Genomic DNA, 4621 nt, shown 5'->3' on the forward strand with positions numbered 1-4621 from the left:
CCGAACGCGCCTTCCATGCAGATCAGAGCAGACTTGATATCGCAGCCTGAGCGCTGAACAAATCGCTCTCCGGTAAACCCGGGGCAGTTCACTTTTCCTGAAAATCATGAGAGCCGTACTGGCTGCCGCGATCAGGGAGTAAAATGCAGCCGGGCGCCGGATCACGCAGCCGCACCGCCATGTCCAGGGCGCGGATGGCCAGATCCTTTTTTATCCAGTCGCTGACAGCCCACCCGATCACGCGACGACTGAACAGATCGATGACGACCGCCAGATAGAGCCAGCCCCCGGCGGTCCAGATAGAACTGATATCTCCCGCCCATTTCTGGTTGGGCCTATCAGCAGGGAGGTCGCCATCCAGAAGGTTGGCCACAATGCCAGTCTGGTGGTGGCTGTCGGTCATGACCTTGTGGCGACGGGTGCGCACGGGCCGGATTCCGTTGTCCTTCATCAGTCGGCCAACACGACGTTCCCCGACATCAGGCCCGGCTTCCCTGAGTTCCAGGGTCATGCGGGGCCGTCCGCAGGAGGCGTTGCCCAGGGCATGATGTTCACGGATATGCGCCAGTATCTTCAGATCGGTGCGCAGGCGCTGACAGGCCGGTCGGGATGTCCAGGCCCGGTAACCACGTGCCGGGACCTGCAAAACGCGGCAGAGCCTCTTGATTGGCCACTCATGCCGATGCCCCTGGATGAAGGTGAACCTCATGGCTTCCGGTTCGCGAAGAACCGGGTAGCTTTTTTCAGGATTTCCCTCTCATCCCGCAGAATCCGGTTCTCCAGACGAAGACGTTCATTCTCGCGGGCCAGGTCACCCTGAGGCTCGGATGTCGGCCTGGTCGGACGGTACTTCCCTATCCATTTACCCAGAGTGGATTTGCCAATACCAAGGTCGGCCGCAATGCACGTGCGTGACAGCCCGCTGCTCAACGCAATCCTCACGGCCTCGCGTTTGAAATCTTCCGTATGCTTCATGATCTCGTCGGTCTCCTGATACAAGCTTAAAACGCTCAGATAACCGGCACAAAACCGTTACAAGTCCACCATCAGTTGCTCCAGTCGCATGCCGTCTTGCTCATAAACATCGAACAATTTGTCCGACACGGTCATCAGACGCAGGCGCTGCCTGACCACGGCAGGTGCGACAAAGAGCGCAGCGGCGATTTCCTCTTCGGACATGCCTTTCTCCAGCATGTCGCGAAAGGCGCGGAACTGGTCCAGCGGATGCAGGGCCACGCGCTGGACGTTCTCGGTCAGGGAATCGTCTTCGGCGAGAATGGCCGATCCGGCCTCGCGCACCATGCAGGGCACCGGAGCCGTCTTCGCCAGTTTCTTCTGCTTCACCAGCAGTTCGAGGACACGAAAGCGCCGTCCGCCGGCAGGTACTTCGTAAGTGCCGGTCTCGGCCCCATCACCGTCCAGCACGAGACGGACGTTCAGGGTCTGCAGCAGTCCACGGCGTTCGATGTCGCGGGCCAGTTCCTCGATCGACAGACCGGACTTCACGCGCCGCACGTTGGATCGCGACAGCACCAGCTTGTTGAAGGGGATATCACGGGACGCATTGAGGGCGATTTTCTGGATGGCGCTCGCCATGGCAGGATACTCCGTGACGGACGGGCGGAAGCCTCTCCCCCCTGAATCCGTCACGAAAAACCCCTCAACCCTTTGACTCTAACGATTACACCCGCCCCACACCCTCTTTCACGGCAGAAAAATGACGGAAACGGGGGGGGGAGCGGATGGTCTGTTTCTGGAACGCCAACATATGGAAACAGACATTTCTGTATTCCATGTTGGTGAATGCCCGGCCCCTATACGTCGCGGTCAATTTCTCTTCCCGCCCGCACCTCGGGGTCATTTTCAAAGGTATGCAGAACGGCTGACCAGAATGCCCGCAGGCTTGGAAAGCTGCCCCAGTTAGGTGGTTCTTCAATATCCGCCGTGGGGTCCATACCGAGCACAGCCCAACTGACACGATCGAGGTCCATATCGCTATAGGCCAGTAACGTCCTTAATTCGTTGACTGTCCGCTGCTTGAACGGCAGGCGATGCATGCGCGGCGCATCTTCAATGACCTCGAACAGTGTATCGCCAAAGAGCTCAGGATCCTCGCCAAACGAGCTCGCGCCCAGATTAGAGAGACGCGGAAACAGGTCGAGAATATCATATTTAGTCAAGTTTAACAGTTTGGACATAGTAGATCATTCCATTGTGTTCTTTTTTGACAATTGTAACTTGAATGCGCCGCGCAGTCTTGCGCTGCCGATTGGCCCTCTCGATGACGACAGTTCCTCCCCCTGAGGTGTGTCCTTCAAGGAGGATTGCATTTCCATCTCTGGCGTTCTTGAGCCAACCATCAATCCTGAGGCCATTATCCTTGATTACTTTGTGAATCGACGTTCGATATATGCCTCGGTCGGGTCGACGTGCTTTAGCAAGACATGACTGCCTCCTTTCTTACGATCATGGAGCGACGCCTCATGATGGTTGAGGTCAAGCCGGTTCTGTCGATGCGGTGAGAAGATATTCTGGTTGGCAGGCGTCCGTGCCGACTGACCGGTGCGTTGCACGATAGGCCGGTGGAAGTGCTCCGTAGTGATGTCATGCCTGAAGGCAAGCCGGTTTACATCCGCCATGGCAACGCGAATGGCCCTTGTTGCCGCGAAATGCGCTGCCGCATGCAGTATGCCAGTGGGAATCACGGCATCCGCAGCTTGACCTGCCAGATCGGCAACAGCGGGGGGGGCTGAGTGTCCGATTCCTGCATGGCAAATATCCCCAAATGGGGAATAATATAAATATTAAGTAAATTTATATTATATGAAACAGAAAATATTAGAACTGAATTATGGAGGACTGGAGCGGCAATTTGGTAGCGGATCACGTATCGCAAATGAATCTACCTGATATATTTTCCACTCTTCCTTTTCACGTTTCAGGCGGACACATAGGGAAACAACATTGTTATTTTTATTTGCACTGCCCATTTCGATCAAAACAAGTGCATTTTTTCCGTATTCTTTGACCAATTTACTATGAATAAACGGAATATCTTTCACATCGGAATCCTGTGTGTGTAGAAAATAATCCGCGTCTTCTGCCAATCTATCATAAGTCCCATTATGTAATGCTCGCTTGATTTTTCTTAATAAAGGCTGTGAAATATAGTTTTTTATTTCTTTACCATCTATGGCATTATAATTTTCTTCAGTCTGCCGATCTGTGGCCATGACATACCACTTATAAAATTCCAGAACATTCTGATCTGGCGTTAGGGGGTGAGAAAAAACCCTCGACGGGAACAGTAACAGGATAAAAAAAAGACATTTTAACTTACTCTTACGGATGTCTATAAAATTTATAAGGTGGTTTCTCATTTCTATAATCCAGTCCAGGATAAAAACCGCGATACTGCCTAAAATCTGATATCCATATCCTGCCGTCAAACATGCACATATGTCCATACGGATGGCCTTTAATAGGCTGAATAATCGCTACATCTCCCGGCTTTAGGGGAGTATTTTGTGCAATTTCAAGAAATCCTGCAGATTTAAGGAATTGACCATAATTCTTCGCATAATTTGTTTTTGATAGTATTACGCCCCCGGCATCAATAGCATGACGTGTAAATTCAGCGCATTTTCCCGTGCTGTTCGGCCTTGCCTGAGATTGTAGATATTGAACGGCTTTATTTGCATTCCATATATTTGACACTTATTTTTTAACTTTCATTCCAATCACAATTACACCGTCTATTATGTAATTATTTTATATTACATAATTGCAGGCATCAAAGATCCTTTATGTGTAATTATCCAAAATATGAATCGGCCTCAAAAAAATCAGGCTCAGCTTTCATAGATGTTGGGTTTGGAAAATATGACGACCCCGCAAAATGTCCGAAAAGTAAGCGTAAGCCGACATGAAATCATTGCTGCGTCATATCGCTCCCTGCGCCAGCCACTCTTTCACCTTCGACCATCGCCGCCTTCCGCCCTGATTACACACGGCGATGGCCAGCGCCTTCTTCTGGCCCACCAGCACGACGAGTTTCCGGCCACGTGTCACCCCCGTGTAGAGCAGGTTCCGCGCGAGCATGGCGTAATGCTGCGTCACCAGCGGGATGACGACGGCCGGGTATTCCGAGCCCTGACTCTTGTGGATGGTCGTGGCATAGGCCAGCACCAGTTCGTCCAACTCGCCGAAGCCATAAACGACCTCCCGTCCATCGAACGAGACCGTCAGTTCACCCTCTTCGATATCGACCCTGTCGATAACGCCAAGATCGCCATTGAAAACATCCCGGTCATAATCGTTGGCGATCTGCATGACCTTATCGCCCAGCCTATAGGTCCAGCCAAACCGCTCGACCTTCACGTCGCCTGGCGCGTTCAGCGCCTGCTGCAATTCGATATTCAGCGACCGTGCGCCAAGTCCACCCCGGTTCATCGGGCAGAGCACCTGCACGTCCCGAACCGGGTCCAGCCCAAACTGAATTGCCCCGGGTTTTGTGGAGACGTTTTTTATCTGAACCAGGCGGCTAGCACTACAGTTGCATTTTTCTGAGAGTTCTGAATCTATGGGTCACCATGATTCTGAACGAGATGAATGGCGCGGC

4 protein-coding genes and 3 pseudogenes are annotated in these 4621 nt (G+C 52.3%); all 7 read right to left on the reverse strand.

The features are described from left to right. Positions 1-94 precede the first annotated feature (94 nt). A pseudogene (locus MSKU9_RS17280) lies at positions 95-975 on the reverse strand (IS3 family transposase); the annotation flags it as partial. Between the two features lie 69 nt (positions 976-1044). After that, positions 1045-1596 (reverse strand): annotated as a pseudogene (locus MSKU9_RS17290) (ParB/RepB/Spo0J family partition protein); the annotation flags it as partial. 218 nt (positions 1597-1814) lie between these two features. Beyond that, positions 1815-2198 (reverse strand): hypothetical protein, encoded by a 384-nt coding sequence (locus MSKU9_RS17295; RefSeq protein WP_193557727.1) that lies wholly within the window; start codon positions 2196-2198, stop codon positions 1815-1817. Then, positions 2173-2412, reverse strand: coding sequence for an RNase A-like domain-containing protein (locus MSKU9_RS18665; protein WP_227002575.1), 240 nt, complete (start codon positions 2410-2412; stop codon positions 2173-2175). The genes MSKU9_RS17295 and MSKU9_RS18665 overlap by 26 nt, the downstream gene beginning before the upstream one ends. A gap of 437 nt (positions 2413-2849) precedes the next feature. Next, positions 2850-3380, reverse strand: coding sequence for a DUF3828 domain-containing protein (locus tag MSKU9_RS17305; protein WP_141262595.1), 531 nt, complete (start codon positions 3378-3380; stop codon positions 2850-2852). Further along, a complete protein-coding gene (locus MSKU9_RS17310; protein WP_227002577.1) occupies positions 3343-3717 on the reverse strand; it encodes a hypothetical protein in 375 nt (124 codons plus the stop codon). The genes MSKU9_RS17305 and MSKU9_RS17310 overlap by 38 nt, the downstream gene beginning before the upstream one ends. 225 nt (positions 3718-3942) lie before the next feature. Continuing rightward, positions 3943-4497, reverse strand: a pseudogene (locus MSKU9_RS17315) (ATP-dependent DNA helicase); the annotation flags it as partial. Positions 4498-4621: the final 124 nt, after the last annotated feature.

It is taken from the genome of Komagataeibacter diospyri (assembly GCF_006538165.1).
Lineage (GTDB): Bacteria > Pseudomonadota > Alphaproteobacteria > Acetobacterales > Acetobacteraceae > Komagataeibacter > Komagataeibacter diospyri.

Excerpts from the sequence above, each read along its gene's own strand:
- MSKU9_RS17295 (WP_193557727.1), bottom strand. The coding sequence starts at position 2,198 with ATGTCCAAACTGTTAAACTTGACTAAATATGATATTCTCGACCTGTTT.
- MSKU9_RS17305 (WP_141262595.1), bottom strand. The coding sequence starts at position 3,380 with ATGAGAAACCACCTTATAAATTTTATAGACATCCGTAAGAGTAAGTTA.